Here is a 19059-nt window from a genome sequence, read left to right on the forward strand (position 1 = left end):
AAAATCGGGGGAGAGATCCTCCGATTTTGTATTTACCTCTTTTTCTAAAGCCTAAACAATGGTATTATAGAGAATAGTGTTGAAACGGCAAGTGGTCTACATGCACTTCATTGAAGGGGGAAAAGGCTTTTGCTAAAGAGAACCTTAATCGGATTAGTACGTAGTCATGAAACAACAGGGGAGAAAGCCAAAGATCCTTTACTTAAAACTAGATATTTTAAGCTTCCTAAAGAGCAAGTCTGGGAAGAGGTAACGGCTGTATTGAAAAAAACGCCAGGGTACAAGCTTCTTCACGAAGTTCCGAATGTAGGGGAAATTCTTGCAGAACGCAGAACGATGACGGGGAGAACGCAAGACGTGACATTAACGTTATTTGCGATCAATCCAGTGAAAACAGCGGTAGATATTTATTCGGCTTCACGTGGTTCAATGGGAGATCTCGGTTCCAATTACCGTACAATTTTAGATATTTATAAACAATTAGATCGAAAGCTTGCTTCATATAAAATTGATGGATAGCAAAAACAGCAGGGAAGCTTGGCCTCCTTGCTGTTTTATTTTACATATAGGCTTCTATATGTTTGACTTTGATTAAACTAATTTCTTAACAGCTTCTACAGCAGCTTCGTAGTTCGGGTGAGCTGTCATTTCGCCAAGGTATTCAACGTATTGAACAGTGTCATTAGCGTCGATTACGAAAATAGCGCGCATGTCGAGTTGAATTTCTTTGATCAATACGCCGTAAGCTTCACCAAAAGATTTTGTTTTGTAATCAGACAACGTGATAACTTTGTCGATGCCTGCAGCGCCACACCAGCGAGCTTGTGCGAACGGAAGATCAACCGAAATTGTAAGAACAGCAACATTCTCACCTAGGCCAGCAGCTTCTTCGTTGAAGCGACGTGTTTGTGCATCACAAACGCCTGTATCCAAGGAAGGAACGACGGAGATCAATTTCACTTTGCCAGCGTAATCAGCAAGGGAAACTTGCGTCATCAAATCTTTGTTAACTTTGAAGTCAGGAGCTTTGTCACCTACTTTAATTTCGGGACCTACTAAAGTGATTGGATTGCTTTTCAGGGTAGCAACGCCAGTACGTTCTTGTGCCATTGAATGTTTTCCTCCTTATTTATCCATGCTAAATAACAACTTACTTATTATAAGCTTTTTGAAGATCGGTTGTCCAATCGTTACGATAGCGCTATAATCGGAAGCGAAGATTAGATTTGTTTCGTCATCATGCCGTTATGTCGGGGGATTTATTTACGTGGAATTAAGACAATTACAATATTTTGTGAAGGTAGCAAGGAAGCAGCACGTGACGCAAGCGGCCGAAGAGTTGCATGTGGCACAGTCTGCTGTAAGTCGGCAGATCCATATGCTCGAGGAAGAGTTAGGTGTGGATTTGTTTGTCCAAAAGGGGCGTAATTTACATTTGACCTCTGTGGGTCATTTGTTCCTAAGCCGTGTGGAAGGAATTCTGACGGATCTAGAACGCGCGGTAGGAGAAATTCATGAATTTCTCGATCCAGAAGCAGGGGAAATCCGAATTGGCTTCCCGCATAGCTTAGTAATCAATTTACTTCCAGCTGTGATTGCGGCTTTTAAGAAAAATCACCCAAATGTGAAGTTTAGATTACGTCAAGGAACGTATACATCCTTAATCCGAGATGTCTCCAAGGGGGAGATTGATCTCGCGTTTATTTCGCCTTTTCCAGAATCTCATGACCATGTATCCGGAGAAATTTTACTTACTGAAGAGTTGTTTGCAATCATCCCTTCGGATCATATCCTTGCTGACTATACGTCGATTCGACTTGAGCAATTGAAAAATGAACCTTTTGTTATGTTTAGCGAAGAATATACGCTGCGAACAATCGTGATGGAGGCTTGTCTTAAGGCGGGCTTTGTTCCGAAGATTGAATTTGAGGGCGAAGAGACAGATACCATTCGCGGTCTAGTTGCGGCAGGGATGGGTGTGAGCTTGCTGCCATCGATGGCCTTATTGGAAAGCGGCAAGATGCAGCCTGTTAAAATTCGTGTGACGGATCCTCAGGTTACCCGAACGGTTGGCTTGATCTGCCGTAAAGATGTGAAGCTGCCGCTGGTGGCGGAAGTGTTCCGACGTTTTCTTTACGAATATTTTAAATGAGATAAAGAATGAGAAAAGCTCTTCCTGCAGGTGCCGCGGCATCTATGCTGGGAAGAGCTTTTTCGTTAATTGTCATTATTGCGGCTATTGGAAATCATAATGTATTTCAGAAGCTCAAGGACAGAGATTAATGCAGCGGCTACATAGGTTAAAGCGGCGGCGTTTAATACTTTGGCAACTCCACGCTCTTCTTCATTAGAAATGAAACCCTGTGCAATCATCTCATTGCGTGCTCTTGAACTTGCATTAAACTCGACGGGCAGTGTCACCAACTGGAATAACACGGCTGCAGCGAAGAAAATGATGCCGAGCGTTAGAAGAAAAGGGATCTGTTGAAAGATGAAGCCGGCAATGATCAGGAATGGTGCGACGCCGGAAGCGAAATTAACGGCTGGGAACATTTTGTGCCTTGCGACAAGCATCGGATAGTGCACTTGATGCTGGATGGCATGCCCCACTTCATGACAAGCAACGGACACGGCTGAGATGGAGCTCTGGTGATAAACGGGCTCAGATAGACGAACGGTTCGAGAAGTAGGGTCGTAGTGGTCGGTCAGCGTCCCAGGGACGGCTTCAACCGCTACGTTATAGAGGCCATTTGCATCTAACATGCGTCTAGCCGCTTCGGCGCCTGTCATCCGAGAGTATACCGGTACAGTAGACCACTTGTTGAAAGTGCCTCGCACGCGGAATGAAGCCCACATTGATAAGGCGAATGCAATAATAATCAGAATATCCATCGGGTGAAAAAACATAGGGCACTCCTCCGTAAGTCATTATGAGAACGGATTTTTACCTAGAAGAACTATGAGCGCTTCGATACAAGCTGCTGTAGGTTGAGTAAGGATGTGGTACAGCTTTTTTAGTTGCTTAGGCTTTAAATGCTGGATATGGGGGCTTAGTTCCTTGGCTTCCTTCATTAACTGTTCAAGATGAAGCTGTATAGATGTAAGCTTATCTGTCACGGTAACGTCGGAGGACACTTTGCTCCATTGCTGCAAGTTGACTTTGATTTCTTCTAGGCTATATTTCTCGTTCTTCATTGATTCAATACGCTTGAGACGATGCAAGGTTTCATCGCTGTATAGTCGATAGTTAGTATCCGATCGTTTCTCGGGTTCGATTAAGCTCAGCTTGGTGTAGTAATCAATGGTTCGAGGGCTGACGTCGGCAAGCTTCGCGAGTTCACCAATTTTATAAAGCTTCTCATTCCCCATGCTAAATTCACCTCTACTCCAATGGTTTGAATTTCTTTCTTCTATATATACACATGATAACTGATTACAAACCGTACAGTCAAACGTGACGCTTCGAAAAGCTGACATTGGATAAAGGTGTAAATTCGATGTTTTTGCTCTTACTATGAGGTGAAACACGAATTATGCCTGTTTCATGTCAGGTTATTTTTCGCGTTTTTCAATTATTTAACGAAAATCCTATTGTCAAACCCAAATATCCTGTATATAATGACATTAAGAGTTTCATTACATGTTACTTAATCTAACATTAAAGGAAGTGGTCGTATGGTTAAGAAATTGTTGTTAGCTTTCGGCGTTATGTCATTACTGTTCCCTACTCTCGCATTTGCAGCAGATGATGCGACAGCACCGCAACTTCAAAGTGCAATTGACGCAGTATGGGTTATGTTGGCAGCAATCTTAGTCATCTTCATGCAAGCTGGTTTTGCACTTTTAGAAGCGGGGTCAACTAGAATGAAAAATGCCGGTCACGTAGCCGGTAAAACGATTTTAACTTTCGGATTATGCGCGATTGCTTTCTGGGCTGTAGGTTTCGGATTTGCCTTCGGTGATGGTAATGCCTTCTTCGGAGAAACGGGTTTCTTCGTAACAGGTCTTGAAGATCAAGCTAGTGCGGCATTTGGATCACTTTCCTTCTCTGATGTTCCAATCGGTATTAAATTCTTATTCCAACTCGCTTTCGCTGGTGTATCCCTTGCTATCGCTTGGGGCGGTTTTGCAGAAAGAGCGAAGCTTCCGGTATACTTCATCTTCGGAATTTTGTTCACAGTTGTTATCTATCCAATCGTAGCGCACTGGGTATGGGGCGGCGGCTGGTTGAGCAAATTGGGCATGCAAGATTTCGCGGGTTCAACCGTAGTTCATTTACAAGGTGCTACAGCGGCATTGGTGGCAACCATCTTGCTTAAACCACGTATAGGCAAATATAATAAAGATAAAACGCCAAACTTGATTCCAGGTCACAACCAAGTATTATCCGTCCTCGGTGTTATCATCCTTTGGATCGGTTGGTTCGGCTTCAACCCAGGTAGTACACTAAGTGCAATGGGTGATGGGTTCTTCGGCTATATCGCATTAACAACGAATATGGCTGCTGCGGCAGGTGCTGTAGCTGCGTTAATTATCTCTTGGATGTATTTTGGTAAAGCAGATATTCCTAGCATGTTGAATGGTGTTCTGGCTGCGCTTGTTGCCATCACTGCAGCATGTGCCTTCGTAGATGCATGGGCTGCAATTGTTATCGGTGCTGTTGCTGGTATCGTGACATTCTTCACAGCACAATGGTTCGAAAGAGCTGGAATCGACGATCCAATCTATGCTTTCTCAGTACATGGTATCGCTGGTATCTGGGGTACGCTTTCCACTGGTTTATTCGCAACACCTGAGCTTTCCGCTAAGGTTGGTGTCGGTGGTGCAGGTTTATTCTACGGCGGTGGCTTCCACCAATTAGGTGTTCAAGCGCTGGGTGTATTCGGAGCTCTAGCTTTCGTACTTGTTCTTTCCTTCATTATTCTTGGCATCATGAAAGCAACAATCGGTCTTCGTGTAACGGAAGAAGAAGAAATCATTGGTCTGGATCTATCTGAGCACGGTTCATATGGATACCCAGAACAAATGAAAAAAGCAGCTCAAAACGGCGTGTCCGTTTAACAACACATATTCTTTCTACTAGAGCAAAGGGGATGCAACATGAATCATCTCTCAATGGAACGGATCCTGGAACGCATTGAACAATCGGAGCAATTCGATGAGATGCGAATTACCAGAGATCAGGTGCATGAGATGTTTCGGGAGCATCTCCTTTTTTCCTATACACCCGAAATTGGTCAACTGATCAATCAAGTGCATGATGCGCTGATTCAGAGAACGGTCTTACTAGCCGAACAGTTACTTGAGGATGAGGGATATGGTAAGCCGCCGGTTGCTTATGCTTTTGTTTTACTAGGCAGTGGTGGGAGAAGGGAACAGACCCTTTGGAGTGATCAGGATAATGGACTTATTTATGAAGAGAGCGAAAGTCATACGCAAGAGCAATTAGATGCTTATTTTGATAGGTTGGCATCGTATATTCTTCGTGGTTTGGATATTCTTGGTTATCCGCCTTGTGAAGGGAATGTAATTTCGAGTAACCCGCAGTGGCGTAAATCATTGACCAGTTATACGGACATGATGATGGGTTGGTTTTTGGAACCAGATTGGGAAAATGTACGGTATCTCCTCATCATGGCGGATATGCGTTGTATGTACGGTTCTAATGAGTTAGTCATAAAGCTGAAGCAAGCGTTCCTGGCATATGTACATGAGAATCCATCGGTATTGAAGTACTTGTTATCGAATACGCTGCATCACAAAATATCGTTAGGGATATTTGGACATCTCATTACGGAACGCTACGGTGAAGATGCCGGTGGAGTAGATATCAAATATGGTGCGTATATTCCGATTGTGAATGGGATTCGGCTATTAGCTATTCAAGCAGGTATTCAAGCCACTTCAACGGTGGAGCGTATCCAGCAGCTACGAATGAATGCTGTAGTATCAGAGCAGTTAGCAGCGGATTGGGAATGGTCATTTGCTGTTGCGTTAAGATTAAGGGACATGACACCCTTCCAACTGGAAGATGAGAAATATACGACGAGAGGGAAGTTGACTGCTGAGCAATTGACCAAGGAAACGCGCGCGGCTCTTAAACAATGTTTGCGTACGGGAATGGAATTGCAAAAGTATGTGAGCAAATCCATAGAATCACACATAGAGAGAGAAAAAGGTTAGCACGATCGGAATCGGAAAACATGTTTTATGTTGTAGGGAGAGGTGACTCGAATGAAAGATATGCGTCCTGCAGGCCGAATGTGGCATTTATACAAAATGGGCGGTTTGACGCCAGCCCTTACTTCCATGTTTGATGCGCAGAGTGCGCAGCAAATGGCGTTTATTCGGTCGATGTTGAAGGAGCAGCGGAAGGATTCCTTATTTGAAATTCCCCTTCACTCGATGGAAATCGTTGTGTTTGATCTTGAAACGACAGGCTTCTCTCCTTATAACGGTGATGAAATTATTTCGTTCGGTGCTGTTTCCGTTATTGGCGGTGAAGTACAGACTCAGGATACTTTCTATAAAATGGTAAATCCAAAACGGAAAATTCCTGATGAAATTGTGAAGCTAACGGGCATTACGAATGAAATGGTGGGTGAAGCGCCAGATCTAATTAATGTGCTCAGTGATTTCTTGGAATTCGTTCAGCAGAAAATTCTCGTTGCACATGCCATTGGACATGATAAGAACTTTTTGAACTCAGCTTTGTGGCGGACGTCGAAAGTTAGCTTATCGCATCGTGTGTTAGATATTATGATGATTGCCAAGTGGCTGATGCCCAAACGGAAAAACTTAAGCTTGGACTCTTTGCTGCATGCCTATGATATACCTGTTACGGTACGTCATCATGCTTTAGAAGATGCGATGATGACGGCGCTGTTATGGTCTCGATTCATGGAAGAAATTAGAGCAAGAGATGTAGATACACTGGGTGATTTATATGCGCTGCTAAGCCATCATTGACCGATGACAAACGAAAGTTTGTGATAAGTGGTCGTGGTGGTTTTTTTTAGTTGATAGACTTGAAGATCTGGCTTATCAGGCTGCTGTAACGACAGGATCCAGTGGGTTGGAACTGTATGCCAAAGTGTTCGGAGATCTTCAGCAGAAGGGATCGGGGCTGCGGTTGGATGCGAATGGAAAATACCCATGATGGGATGGGAGGTTTGGGATAAATAAGGAAGCATATCAATGGGATTAATGAGGAATTGGTGGGTGGGATCCTTAGCGTGATTGCGAAAAGGAATAAAGTTAGTTGCACGAAGAATTTCCTTATAGGTGTGCTTCTCGTGGGTTGGATCGGATTCTCCGAGGAGGATGCCGCATGCTTCATAAGGGAGCATACGCGTGCTGTACGAGAGTATTTCGTCGTATAGACGTTGATTCAGATGTACAATCACGCGGCGCTCACCCCTTTTTAAAGCATAGAATGAGGTTAGTATATCATGTTTGCTGTTTCAATTCTGCCTTTGGCTTAATGAAGAAGAACACCAAAACAAGCATGAGCAGGGATAAGGAAGCTACGGAAATGAAGAGCGTTTTATGCGAAATACTCATAAGCCATCCGAATAAAGGAGGACCGAAAGCGACGCCTATGAAGCGTAAGCTGTTATAAAGAGAAGTTATCATCCCGCGCTGCTCACGCTCAACCGATCCGGTTATGAGTGTATTTAGGCATGGGAGAAGAAGGCCAGTTCCGACACCGCTAATGGATAAAAGTCCAATGAAGACATAGAGGTTACCGTTTAAGAAGGTAGCTAACGTGAGTGAGACAATCATCAATATGAGACCGATGTTCATCAGCCAGCGCATAAGCGTGCCATTTTGTTTGATTTTTGCCCCTGTGGTATAGGAGGTAATGACGAGGCACAGCAAGGGGATGGCTAGGATGAGCCCTTTGCGCACACCTTCGATGTTATACGGTTTTTCTTCTAAGATTTGCGAGAGATAGAATAGCACGCCGAACAAGATGAATAATGTGATGGAGCCGGCGAAAAATGCGGGTACCAGCCAGTGTCCTTTGCTTTTTAGGATGGTTTTGATTTGTTGTAAATATTGCTTGAGCGGTTCCGCTTCTTTCTCTTTGGCTGGTTCTTTGATCATGAAAATAACAGCTAACAGTGCTAGTAAACAGAAGACGGGGAACGCGAAAAAGGGGGCGAACCACGTCATTAATGCAAGCAGGGAGCCTAATATGGGGCTTACGACTTTCCCAATGCCATTGGAAGCTTCGATGAGACCGAGGGCTTTGCTTGCTTTGGGGCCTTTATAAATGTCGCCGACTAAAGCCATGGCAATAGGGGCTGTTCCTGCCGCGCCAAGACCTTGGATAGCTCGAGCGGCTATAAGTATCGGGTACGAGCTCCAGACGGCTCCAAGCCCTGCTAGAACGCCTGCGGCGCCATACACGATAAGGGAAGGGATGATCACCGCTTTACGTGTGAAACGATCGGATAAATAACCGGAAACCGGAATGATAATGCCTGCTGTAAGTGAAAAAAGCGTGATCACAAGCGAGCTCTGGAACCTCGAAATGTTCAATTTATCCTGCATAACCGGGAGGATAGGGACGAGCATGGAGTTACCAAGCACTAGGACTAATGGAATCGTGGCAAGTGCGATATATTGCCAGATGCTGGCTTGTCCCCCAGACTTCGATTCTTTTTTTGTGGAACCCTCTTCGTGTTCGTCGAACGACATCTTATTACGGGGGGATTTCCCTTTTTTGAGGACGGCCTCTTTCATCAGAACAATTCCTTTCATCGCAAAGATTAGGTTTACTTTATCCCCATTTGGACGAAAGCATACTTAGGTATGGTGATGTTGGAATTTTCGGCAGATTGGAGATAATATAGAGGGAGTGGAGGTTGATGATGTGAAGAAGAATCTCATCGTGATCGCTTTCGTCGTCTTATTGGCGGGCTTTGCGATTTATCAAAATGTACGACATGAAAATAAACAAACCTTGATGCCGACGGAAGAAGCGGCCAAAGTGAATTTCTTAGCGCCTTCTTTTACCTTACAAGGATTGGATGGCAAGGAATACACGGTGGGCGGGCCTCATGACAAACCGATGTTTGTGAATTTCTGGGCCTCCTGGTGTGGGCCGTGTGAAGAAGAAGCGCCTGATCTTGTTAATTTGTATAACAAATATCAAGGGAAGTTCGATCTTTACGCGGTGAATGTGACGCCAGGGGATAAAATGGATAATATCAAAAAATTCGTTGAGACATACCATTATCCTTTCCCGGTATTGTTGGATAAACAGGGAACGAATGCAGACAATTATAATGTAATTGCCATCCCGACAAGCTTTCTTATTGATAAAAATGGTGTTATACGCGAAATCATTCACGTGCTTTCGCCGAAAGACCTCGACAAGAAGATGGCGAGTCTGCTGAAGGAATAAAAAAGCTGTAGGAGAGCCTCGCGGCATTCTCTTACAGCTTTTTTGTGATTATTTTAGTGATTTACTAAACCTAAACGTTCTTGTTGGTCTTTGTTTGCGGGCTCAACCCGTTGGCGGCTGATGAGCGCATAACGCAAGCTGTCGACAAGTGCATACCAGCTTGCTTCAATGATGTTGCTAGAAACACCGAGTGTGTTCCAAGAGGAATTAAAGTCTGTGGATTCCATCAAAACACGAACCTTGCCGGCAGTCGCATCTTTTTCATCCAACACGCGCACTTTATAATCAGAGAGATGAACATTTTTGATATCCGGATAGTATTGGATAAGTGCCTTCCGTAACGCATTATCCAAGGCATTGACAGGCCCGTTGCCTTCTGCCGCGGTGTAAATCGTTTCCCCATGAACCTTGACTTTGACGATCGCCTCGGAGACAACGGCGTGATTGGATGTTTTCTCAACGAGCATTTTGAAGGATTCCAGTGTAAAAATTTCTTCAAGTCCTTCAAAAGCTTCACGAAGCAATAGCTCAAGTGTAGCGTCAGCGCCTTCGAATTGATACCCTTGGTGCTCGAGATCCTTGATCTTCTCGATGACTTCTTTGGTTTTCTGTGCATCTTTATTGAAATCAAGATTCAGTTCCTGAGCTTTCACCAATACATTGCTCTGACCTGCTAGCTCAGATACAAGTACGCGTTGTTTATTTCCAACAAGTTCAGGTTTGGTGTGTTCGTAAGTAGTTGCATCTTTTAAAATCGCTGAGACGTGGATCCCGCCTTTGTGAGCAAAAGCAGCATTGCCCACATACGGTTGGTTAGCTGGCATATGCATGTTAGCGATTTCGCTGATATATCTCGAAACGGATGTTAATGTTTTCAATTTATCTGCAGAAATGACGTCATAGTTAAGCTTTAATTGTAAGTTAGGGATGATCGAGCTCAGGTTAGCGTTCCCGCAGCGTTCGCCATAACCGTTAATCGTTCCTTGCACTTGTCTAGCACCGGCTTGTACGGCCGCGAGGGAGTTGGCAACACCTAATTCGCAATCATTATGGGCGTGAATTCCCACGGGTGTTGTTACGTTCTGCGTAACGGTAGTTACGATAGCTGTGATTTCATTCGGCAAGGAGCCGCCGTTGGTGTCGCAAAGCACAATCCAATCCGCACCGGCATCTTGTGCTTTTTTGATCGTTTGCAGCGCATAGTCAGGGTTGTTTTTGTAGCCATCGAAGAAATGCTCGGCATCATAAATGACTTCCATTCCTTTGCTTTTTAGAAAACGAACAGAGTCATAAATCATATTCAAGTTTTCTTCCAGTGTGGTTTGAATAGCCGTTGTTACATGAAAGTCCCATGACTTTCCGAAAATCGTAGCGACACTAGCCCCAGACTCCACGAGTCTGTTTAAGTTGATGTCATCCGCAGCAATGGAATCTTTCCGTCTTGTGCTGCCGAAAGCGGTGATTTTGGCATTCGTAAATGTCATCGTGCGAGCCCGCTCAAAGAATTCAATGTCTTTGCTATTGCTGCCCGGCCATCCGCCTTCAATATAATGAACCCCAAGCTCGTCGAGCTTACGGGCGATTTTAATTTTATCCTCGACGGATAGGGAGATTCCTTCTCCTTGTGTTCCGTCTCGTAGGGTGGTGTCGAAGATTTTGACTGATGTTGGCATGGGTTCCTCCTTCAAAAGCTAGCAAATTGACTTCGGTGTCTCATGTGTAAGCGAGTTCGCTTGCTTTAAAGCGCTAATGTATAATTTACGATTATAACATAAAAGATCAGGTAAAGACATCATAACGCAAAATTGTGTTCGTATGAACGATTATTTTTTTGACATCTAAGCAAACATATGTTTCACTCGATTAGAAGGCACATAAATCTGATTCAAATTCGCTGGGAGGGAAGGCCTGTGGTGTCGGTTGAGCATCATTATCCCAAGCAAGGTCGGGTCATTTTACATATAGATATGAATGCATTCTATTGTTCGGTTCATGAGGCGGTTGAGCCTGAAATATACAAAGGAAAACCAATTGCAGTAGCGGGCAGTGTTGAGCTTCGCAGGGGGATCATTGTTACTTCATCTTATGCAGCGCGCAACATGGGGATCAAGACAGGTATGCAAGTTAGGCAAGCTATGAAAATATGCCCGGATTTAATCCTAATCAAACCTGACTTTGATCTCTATCGTAATTTCTCTAGAAGGTTCATGCAGATAGTCTATGGATATTCACCGATGGTAGAATCTATGTCTATCGATGAATGCTTTGTAGATATCACAGGATCCAAGCAATTTGGGACGCCGCTAGAGATCGCTAACAGTATCCAGATTAAGATTATGCAAGAATTGAGTCTTCCATGTTCCATTGGCGTTGCACCGAATAAGCTGCTTGCGAAGATGGGTTCAGATATGAAGAAACCGAATGGAATCACCGTTTTGCGTCTGAGGGATGTGCCCGTAGTGTTTGGGGATAAGCCTTGCCATTATTTATATGGTATCGGGAAAAAGACGGCAGAAAAACTGACGAGGCTTGGTATCCATACGTTAGGACAGCTAGCAGTGGGTGACGACGCGTTGTTGACTAAGCATTTTGGTATTCTTGGCGTCCAATTAAAGCGTTCGGCTAATGGAATTGACCCTTCTCCCGTAAATCCAGAGCAAGAGCAGAGCAAGTCGATTGGCCATACGACGACCTTGCCGCGGGATTATACGGATCGCATCGAGATTCATCGTGTTCTTCTGAATTTGGCGGATCAGGTAGCGAGAAGGCTGCGGAAGCAAGAGCTTATGGCTTCTACGATTCAAATAACGATTCGAGATCCTGAAATGCGGACAATAACGAGATCACTCACTCTCGGTGCACCTACTGAGCACATGGATGATATCTATCGGACTTCTTGTCAGTTATACGATCATCAATGGGAAGGCGGTAATCCGGTAAGATTGCTGGGAATTACACTGCAAAATTTAACGAGCAAAGAAGATACGTATGTACAGCTCGATTTATTTGATTATGAGAAACAACCAAAAAGAGAGAATTTGAACCGCGTGATGGACGGACTTCGTGATAAGTTTGGTGAAGGTGCAATTCTTACTGCGGGGATGATGAGTGATGATCCCTCTTCGTTAATTCGCAATCATAAAGCGAGAGGGACGTCGCTGCAAATGGACCATTTGCGCAACAATCCTTTGCATAAAGAAGAGGGAGAGTGAGTGAACATGGCGCATTGCTTGGGCTTTGCAGGCTATTCCAATAGCGGGAAGACAACCTTGGTCGCGAAGCTGGTCGTGGAAATGAAGCAACGCGGCCACCGAATTGCGGTAATGAAACACGATGCACATGGACACTATAAAGAAGCGGAAGGCGCCGATTCCACGGCTTTCGTCCAAGCGGGTGCGGATGTTGTCGTCACTCTCTCTCCTTGTGCCGTTCATATCTATGAACAGAAGGCGGAGGCTAGTCTAGAAGAGCAATTACTAGTGTATGCACATCTGGATTATATTTTTATTGAAGGATTTAAGAAGGAAAAGCATCCAAAGATTGCGGTATATCGTACACTAGAGCAACAAGAATTAATTAAAGAACAGGTGCCCGATCCCATTGCAGTTGCAACGAATTTGCATATATTGGGAAATGATGCTGCGCAGCCTTGGTTTGATTTGGATGATATCCAGGGTATTGCAGACTTTATTGAGTACTATTTTGTGAATTGTTCATATTAAGGTTTGAACTTTGTCCGTATTTATATTATATTTTACATTGAGGAACAAATGAGGAGGAGTAGAGAACATGGCTAAGTATACATTTGTTGATAAAGATACTTGCATCGCTTGCGGCGCTTGCGGAGCTACAGCTCCAGATATCTATGATTACGACGATGAAGGTTTGGCAGAAGTAATTTTTGATGGTGATGGTAACAAAGGGGTAACTGAAATTCCTGAAGATCTTTTCGATGATCTACAAGATGCACAAGATGGCTGCCCAACTGACTCCATTAAAGTTGCAGATTCACCTTTCAGCTAATCATCACAAACCAATTCATTTTGTGTGAAAATCATGAAATGTCGAAAGAGCTCGCTTCCTAATCAGGAAACGAGCTCTTTTTTTGTTGAAAAAGTGTGAAATTTGTAACAATTTATTGCCAATTTGTACAGGGCAACTTACAATGAAAGGAGTAAACTCGGGGAGGATTATATGGGTAAGAAGAAATGGATTAAGACTTTCGTAGTAGGTCTAATGTTAATGGCGTTTTCGACATATTTCTACACGGTGAACACAAGTGGTTTATTTTACTTTGTGGAAGGCCCTCTCCAAGATACGTTACGTAAAGCGAAATCGGTCGATGAGCGTCAGCCAGATGATCGAATTAAAATTGTTAAGATCGATGAACAATCCCTAAAGGCCATCGGGAAGTTTCCGTGGGACCGAAGTACATATGCACAAGTCATTGAGAAACTGGAGCAGTCAGGCGCAGCGGCGATAGGGATCGACGTTGTTTTGGCGGAGCCATCCAAAAATCCTGATGATGATAAAGCACTCGCTGATGTGTTAGCGAAGTACTCGAATATTATTTTGCCTGTACAGATCAACTACCCCTCCAAACAAGAGTCAGCAGGCGATTTAACGCCTGAGAAGATTGATTACCCTTCCTCTACCCTAACGACCAAAAGAGACCAAATGGCACATATTAATGTGTTCGTTGATAAGGATGGTAAAGCCCGTAAGCTTCCAGTGGGTTTACCTGATGAGAAAGGTACATACATACCGGCATTTAGTGTCGCGCTTGCAAATTTAGTGCTGGACGATGCGGATAAGGTCAAGCGTGATGAAGTGACTGGCGAGTGGATGCGTGGCAATAAGGTGATGCCTACCAATGAAAGAAATCAAGTCACGACCGAATTCTTCACGCTTCCTAGGCAAAAGGTAGATGCTGCTACAGGTTATGAATTGCTTTCATTTGTAGATGTGCTGAACAGCAAGAAGCCACTTCCACTGCAGGGAAGTATCGTACTAGTTGGGCCCTTCGTAACGGCGATGCAAGACGAATACCCAACTCCGATCAGCTCAGTGAAGATGTTTGGGATTGAAATTCATGCCAATATGATTCAAACCTTGTTGGACAGTATTTTCTATAAAGATGCTGCGAAGTCAACGGGGATCGCAACTATTCTACTATTTTCATTACTTGCTATTTTCTTATTTGAGAAGTTTAACGGGAAAACGGCACTATTTATCTTCATAGGTATGTTCGTGATCTATGGTGGTATATGGTTAGGTTTTTATACAGCTGGCTCTCTGTTCCTGCCGCTTGTATACCCGCAATTTGCGCTTGTTACCATCTATGTGTGGTCTTTAGTCAGTCATTACTTAGACGAGCGGAAAGAGCGGAATCGCGTTACTGGCATTTTCGGTCGATTCGTCTCCAAAACCGTTGTGGACGAGCTTCTTCAATCAGGTGAAGATGTCAAGTTAGGTGGCAGTCGAAAGGATATTTCACTTATTTTTGTGGATATCCGCGGGTTTACACCGATGTCAGAAAAGCTTGAGCCCGAACAAGTCATTCAAGTGTTAAATGAGTATTTGGATGTGTGTACTAAAGCAATTTTCAAGTTTAACGGCACATTGGATAAATTCATTGGTGATGGGGTTATGGCGATGTTTGGTGCTCCGATCGAATACGATAATCACCCAGAAATGGCTGTTCGCGCAGCGATTGAAATGAAGTTACAAGCCGATGTGCTTGAACAGAAATTGATAAAGAATTATGGTATCGGCGTGAAGTTTGGATTAGGTATTAACAGTGGGCCTGCGGTTGTTGGGAACATCGGCTCGGAGGACCTTCGATTGGACTATACGGCGATTGGGGATACGGTCAACTTATCGGCTCGTCTCGAATCCAACGCCAAACCTGGACAAATTTTAATTAGCGAACAGACTTATGAGCGGGTGAAAGACTTATTCAAGATCGAGTCGATTGGTGAGATTAAAGTAAAAGGGAAAGAAAAACCGGTTGCTGTATACGAAGTTATCGGGCATTTGTAAATAAGGTTGCTGGGGAGGCATGCAGAATGGGAATGACTAAGAAATCATTTGTATCATTATTCTTAAGTTTTAGTTTGATCTTCAGTTTACTGTCCGTGCTGTTGGTTAAGCCTGTGGATGCGAAAACGGTCCGTGTCGCAATTGTTTCGGCATTGTCCGGTGATGTGACGGTTAAAAAAGGCGGCGGCTCTAAGTCATATGATGCGTATGAAAACATGAGTCTCAACCAAGGGGACACGGTTTATACGGGGGGTGACTCTTCAGTCACGCTTAACTTAGCTAGTGGAGATGCTGATGTCACATTAGGTGACAATGCAGAGTTGAATGTGTCCGATCTTAATTCCTCGAATGGAAATAAGAAGTCCAAGCTTAAAGTTTGGGCGGGCTCCATGTGGGTGAAAGTGAAATCATTGGCTGGTGCAGATGATGAGTTCGAAGTAGAAACACCGACAGCCGTGATGGGGGTTCGTGGAACACAATTCTTTGTATCCGTAGATCCGGTGTCAGGTAAAACGAAAATGGCTGTAGGTGCTGGACGCGTGTCTGCTTCGACGGTAACGACGAATTCCGATGACACACAATCAACAACAATTACATACGTAAACCCGACGCAACAAATTTCGTTAGATTCCAGAGATGAAACGAATGATTTGGATTTGAAAGTAGAGTTCTTCGATTTGGAGGATTTCATCAAACAAGCGTCTCCAGAAATTATTAAAGAGTTACTCTTGAATAAAGCGGAGATTGATAAAGAAAATACAGAGTTCATTGCCAAAAAGCAAAAAGAAATAGAGTCAGGTTCTCTCACAGGGGATAAAACTTCCCTTAGTATTAAGAATCAATCTGACTTAGATAAAGTTAAACAAAACTTAGATAACTTGATTGGGAATATTGCCAAAGAAGCGTTAGCTGAGAAAAAGTTAGATCAAAAGGCGCTCGATCAAATAATTATTGAAACGAATAAAAAGATTACCGATGCGGACAAAAAACTTGATTTATCCAAAGTCGTTCCTCTTGATAAGACGGCTGGTGTGGATCCAGAGCTAGAGAAAAAGAAGCAAGAAGAGTTGAAGAAGCTTGAAGCGGCGAAGTTGAAAGCGAAGCTTGAAGCAGATAAGAAAGCCGAAGATGCGAAGAAAAAGCTTGCAGATGCGCTGAAAAAGCTTGAAGACGAAAAGAAACGAATTGAAGAAGAGAAGAAAGCAGCTGAAGCGAAGGCGAAAGCGGATGCGGAAGCTAAATTGAAGGCGACGATGAGTGATCTAGAGAAGAAGCAATTTGATTTGGATGCTCAGCCGAAAAGTGGGACGCCTCCTACTGATACAGGAAGTAATCAAGGAGGAACAACTCCGGTAACCCCTGCTCCTAAACCTGTTGTTGGTATGACCGTAACACCATTTAGTGGTGGTGGAGATTACAATTATAAATTAAACATTAATTTAAGTGGCTTTACTGACACTATGAAAATTTATGGAGTAGAAATTCATTTACTGACTGGTTCCCAAACTGCATTTGACTTGTCAAGTGAGCATTTAGTTAAGGGGATTTTCAATCCTGCTACAAGCGCTGATTCATATAAAATTGTTAATTCACAATTTAGTAAGGAACTTATTTACGCGGTTACGAACTTTGGGAGTGAAGAGAATATTGAAGTGAAGAATCTTACGTCGCTTGTGACGATTCCAGTGTTTGCACGCTTTTTTGATCAAATTAGCGTTGGTAAAATTGTGATCGTAAGTAAGAATGCGGACGGGACTGTTCAAAAAATTGAAGTTCCAACAATTAATCAAGTGCAAGTAGGTACAGAAACACCTGGACCTGCATAATGCTCATTAGATACAAAAGGAGATCCCGATGAAACCCTTAAAACAAATAGTTTTTTCAAGTATAATTGTCGCTTCATTACTTGGGAGCTCATCAGCATGGGCTGCAGGTTTAGATGCGGATGCATTGAAAACTGGTAATGGTCAAATCTTATCCGATGTGTCGACCCTAGCGGGAATCGGTGAATTTGAAGATACGGACGGCGCTTCTTTAGAAGCGGCTTTCCGCGCTCCCGGCAGTGTGCTGCAGATGACTGATGGCAGTTTGCTAATTGCAGATACACGTAATCACGTAATCCGTAAAGTGAACGGTGGTCAAGTGATCACTTTCGCAGGACCAGAAGTTGCTATTTTGAAGAATAGCCAAGGTTTCCCGACGGGTGGACTTCTAGATGGAAAAGCATCTGAAGCATTCTTTAATGAGCCTTCAGGACTCGCTCAAGATGCGAAAGGCAATGTTTATGTTGCCGACGCAGGGAACAATGCGATTCGGAAGATTGATGCGAGTGGCATGGTATCCACAGTGGCTGGTAATGGAGTCCCGGGCAATAAGGATGGTAAGGGTGCGGCAGCAAGTTTCAATCACCCAAGTGATATTGCTGTTACAGCGGATGGTACCATTTATGTAGCGGATTCACTTAATCATGCTATTCGTAAAATCACAACAGATGGTCAAGTGACGACGCTTACTGCTTCAGCTTCTCGCGTTATTCAAATTCGCCCAGGTGAGGCATCTTTTGCTGGCGACTTTAACGATGGTGCCCTTGCTAAGGCAGCGTTTAATGAACCTTCAGGGCTAGCGTTAGATAGCAAAGGGAATTTATTCGTCAGTGATACAGGGAACCAACGTATTCGATACATTGATTTTGGGACGGGACTTGTAACAACGGTCGCTGGCTCTACACCAACTGTTACAACATCGTCAATCTATGGGAAAAACGAATTATATGCGGAAGGTGATTTCGCAGATGGTGAAGCGCTGAAGTCGAAATTTGACTTCCCGAAAGGACTTGCAGTGACATCTGAGGGCGGACTCATCATCGCAGATAGTCTAAATCACTCCGTTCGCTATTTGCTGAACGGTAAAGTAACGACACTTGCAGGCACCTTGCAAACAGGTGAAACGGACGGTGTCGAGCAAGCGGCACAGTTCTACAATCCGACTGATGTGCTTGTTACTACGCAAGGGAACCTTATCGTAGCGGATGCATCGAATAATAAGATTCGCAAAATAACGCCTTACCAGTTGCCTAGCAGTATCTCGAATGATGGGAAGGTCAAGGTAGTTAGCGGTACGAAACTGATTTCTTTTGACGCGCAGCCTGAAATTCAAGACGGTCGTACCATGGTTCCTGTGCGTGCGATTAGTGAGACATTTGGTTATAAGGTGACTTATGTTGAACGCGCCGGTAAATCCGTCGTACAGCTCTCCAAGGACGATCTGACAGTGGAATTAACCATAGGTGAAACTGGTATTGTTAAGAAGCAAACAGGGGCGGCAGATCGCAAAATAGAGACCGATGTAGCACCTTATGTGAAGCAGGATCGTACTTATGTCCCTGTCCGTTTCTTTGCAGAACAAATCGGGTTAGATGTTCAATGGGATGCTGCTCATCAGACGGCCATTTTACGTACGAAATCCTTTGTGAAATAGCATGTAAGTTTACTTAAGGCTTGGCAGGAGGAGACTCCTGTGCAAGCCTTTTTGGTTTGGACTTCAAGTTTGGGCTTGTTTTGCCGATAACTAACGGAGAGTAGTTCGAAGTGGATTGGAGGCGG

Annotated in this window: 18 protein-coding genes; 12 read left to right on the forward strand and 6 right to left on the reverse strand. The window is 43.9% G+C overall.

The annotated features are described in order from the left end of the window. Nucleotides 1–129: 129 nt before the first annotated feature. The gene (locus A8709_RS23765; protein WP_065855821.1) at nt 130–519 is read left to right on the forward strand and encodes a DUF1499 domain-containing protein; all 390 of its coding nucleotides are present in this window, start codon (nt 130–132) and stop codon (nt 517–519) included. Nucleotides 520–591: 72 nt separating this feature from the next. Here the strand turns inward: A8709_RS23765 and tpx are convergent, their stop codons facing one another. Further along, nucleotides 592–1110, reverse strand: coding sequence for a thiol peroxidase (gene tpx / locus A8709_RS23770; RefSeq protein WP_065855823.1), 519 nt, complete (start codon nt 1108–1110; stop codon nt 592–594). A 157-nt stretch (nt 1111–1267) separates the two neighbouring features. On the opposite strand from tpx, the gene gltC reads away from it, so the two are divergent. Beyond that, a complete protein-coding gene (gene gltC / locus A8709_RS23775; RefSeq protein WP_065855825.1) occupies nt 1268–2152 on the forward strand; it encodes a glutamate biosynthesis transcriptional regulator GltC in 885 nt (294 codons plus the stop codon). Between the two features lie 65 nt (nt 2153–2217). Here the strand turns inward: gltC and A8709_RS23780 are convergent, their stop codons facing one another. Together A8709_RS23780 and A8709_RS23785 are read right to left on the reverse strand one after the other, a co-directional pair. Continuing rightward, a complete protein-coding gene (locus A8709_RS23780; RefSeq protein WP_065855826.1) occupies nt 2218–2907 on the reverse strand; it encodes a zinc metallopeptidase in 690 nt (229 codons plus the stop codon). Between the two features lie 21 nt (nt 2908–2928). Beyond that, nucleotides 2929–3369, reverse strand: a complete 441-nt coding sequence (locus A8709_RS23785) for a helix-turn-helix domain-containing protein (protein WP_065855828.1) — start codon at nt 3367–3369, stop codon at nt 2929–2931. A gap of 306 nt (nt 3370–3675) precedes the next feature. Here A8709_RS23785 and A8709_RS23790 point away from each other — a divergent pair, with 306 nt between their 5' ends. The 3 genes from A8709_RS23790 to A8709_RS23800 are packed head-to-tail and all read left to right on the forward strand — an operon-like array spanning nt 3676 to nt 6969. Beyond that, the gene (locus A8709_RS23790; protein WP_065855830.1) at nt 3676–5061 is read left to right on the forward strand and encodes an ammonium transporter; all 1386 of its coding nucleotides are present in this window, start codon (nt 3676–3678) and stop codon (nt 5059–5061) included. A 39-nt stretch (nt 5062–5100) separates the two neighbouring features. Further along, nucleotides 5101–6183 carry a DUF294 nucleotidyltransferase-like domain-containing protein gene (locus A8709_RS23795; protein WP_065855832.1) on the forward strand — a complete coding sequence of 361 codons (1083 nt, stop codon included), beginning with the start codon at nt 5101–5103 and terminating at the stop codon, nt 6181–6183. Nucleotides 6184–6234: 51 nt separating this feature from the next. Further along, complete coding sequence (locus A8709_RS23800; RefSeq protein ID WP_065855834.1) at nt 6235–6969, forward strand: exonuclease domain-containing protein; 735 nt, start codon at nt 6235–6237, stop codon at nt 6967–6969. On the opposite strand, the gene A8709_RS23805 is transcribed toward A8709_RS23800, so the two are convergent. Together A8709_RS23805 and A8709_RS23810 are read right to left on the reverse strand one after the other, a co-directional pair. Beyond that, entirely contained in the window at nt 6963–7406 is a 444-nt protein-coding gene (locus A8709_RS23805) for a M67 family metallopeptidase (protein WP_065855836.1), read from the reverse strand. The two genes, A8709_RS23800 and A8709_RS23805, sit on opposite strands and share 7 nt — an antisense overlap. Before the next feature lie 43 nt (nt 7407–7449). Continuing rightward, on the reverse strand, nt 7450–8769 hold the full coding sequence (locus A8709_RS23810) for an MFS transporter (RefSeq protein ID WP_084225369.1): 1320 nt from the start codon (nt 8767–8769) through the stop codon (nt 7450–7452). A gap of 112 nt (nt 8770–8881) precedes the next feature. Here A8709_RS23810 and A8709_RS23815 point away from each other — a divergent pair, with 112 nt between their 5' ends. Beyond that, complete coding sequence (locus tag A8709_RS23815; RefSeq protein WP_065855837.1) at nt 8882–9415, forward strand: TlpA family protein disulfide reductase; 534 nt, start codon at nt 8882–8884, stop codon at nt 9413–9415. A gap of 53 nt (nt 9416–9468) precedes the next feature. Here A8709_RS23815 and cimA read toward each other — a convergent pair whose 3' ends face one another. Then, the gene (cimA, locus tag A8709_RS23820) at nt 9469–11088 is read right to left on the reverse strand and encodes a citramalate synthase (RefSeq protein WP_065855839.1); all 1620 of its coding nucleotides are present in this window, start codon (nt 11086–11088) and stop codon (nt 9469–9471) included. Between the two features lie 237 nt (nt 11089–11325). Between cimA and A8709_RS23825 the strand changes: the two genes are divergently transcribed. From A8709_RS23825 to A8709_RS23850, 6 genes are all read left to right on the forward strand, one after another. Further along, nucleotides 11326–12627, forward strand: a complete 1302-nt coding sequence (locus A8709_RS23825; RefSeq protein WP_279615891.1) for a DNA polymerase IV — start codon at nt 11326–11328, stop codon at nt 12625–12627. Between the two features lie 6 nt (nt 12628–12633). Then, nucleotides 12634–13137: a molybdopterin-guanine dinucleotide biosynthesis protein B gene (gene mobB, locus A8709_RS23830; RefSeq protein ID WP_065857312.1), complete on the forward strand. Its 504-nt coding sequence runs from the start codon at nt 12634–12636 to the stop codon at nt 13135–13137. A 67-nt stretch (nt 13138–13204) separates the two neighbouring features. Continuing rightward, on the forward strand, nt 13205–13438 hold the full coding sequence (locus tag A8709_RS23835; protein WP_028556576.1) for a ferredoxin: 234 nt from the start codon (nt 13205–13207) through the stop codon (nt 13436–13438). A 171-nt stretch (nt 13439–13609) separates the two neighbouring features. Continuing rightward, on the forward strand, nt 13610–15457 hold the full coding sequence (locus A8709_RS23840; protein WP_084225375.1) for a CHASE2 domain-containing protein: 1848 nt from the start codon (nt 13610–13612) through the stop codon (nt 15455–15457). A gap of 26 nt (nt 15458–15483) precedes the next feature. Next, nucleotides 15484–17283 (forward strand): FecR family protein, encoded by a 1800-nt coding sequence (locus A8709_RS23845; protein WP_065855840.1) that lies wholly within the window; start codon nt 15484–15486, stop codon nt 17281–17283. Between the two features lie 28 nt (nt 17284–17311). Continuing rightward, nucleotides 17312–18934, forward strand: coding sequence for an NHL domain-containing protein (locus A8709_RS23850; protein WP_244163296.1), 1623 nt, complete (start codon nt 17312–17314; stop codon nt 18932–18934). Nucleotides 18935–19059 lie beyond the last annotated feature (125 nt).

Origin of the sequence: Paenibacillus pectinilyticus, from assembly GCF_001700435.1 — a bacterium.
GTDB lineage: Bacteria > Bacillota > Bacilli > Paenibacillales > NBRC-103111 > Paenibacillus_E > Paenibacillus_E pectinilyticus.